Raw genomic sequence first — 568 nt, 5'->3', positions numbered from 1 at the left:
GCTCTCGGCTGCGGTCGAGGCCAATTTCGACGAGCAGGTCCGCTTCCTGGCCGACATCGTGCGCCACCCATCGCTGCGCGGCCGCGAGGCGCCCCTGCAGGACCACATGTACCGCTGGTTCGCCGGCCGGAACTACGGCTACACCGTGGACCGCTTCTCCATCGCCGACGTCCGCTGGCTCGATCACCCCAAGGCCAGCCCCATGGTGGATGTGGACCCCGCCGGCTCCTTCCAGGTCGTGGCCTCGAAGCGTTGCGCCTCGCCCACCGGCCGCAGCCTGGTCATCCAGGGCCATATCGACGTCGTCCCCGAGGGACCCGCGGAGATGTGGACCTACCCGCCCTATGGCGGCACGGTGAAGGACGGCTGGATGTACGGCCGCGGCGCGAATGACATGAAGTCCGGCGTCTCCGCCATGTGCTTCGCCATGGAGGCCCTGCGCGCCGCCGGCTTCGCCCCGGCGGCCGATGTCTTCCTGCAGACCGTCACCGAGGAGGAGAGCACCGGCAACGGCGCCCTCGCCACCTTGCTGCGCGGCTATCGCGCCGACGCCTGCCTGATCCCCGAG

The 568-nt window shown here is 70.2% G+C and carries 1 protein-coding gene; it reads left to right on the top strand.

Going from position 1 to position 568, the window contains the following annotated elements:
- A partial coding sequence (locus AC1DWF_RS37255; protein ID WP_476843446.1) for a M20/M25/M40 family metallo-hydrolase occupies window positions 1-568 on the top strand: 568 nt, incomplete at both ends.

The organism is Aminobacter sp. P4_D5 (genome assembly GCF_056401815.1).
This window is presented reverse-complemented; position numbering and strand designations above follow the sequence as displayed.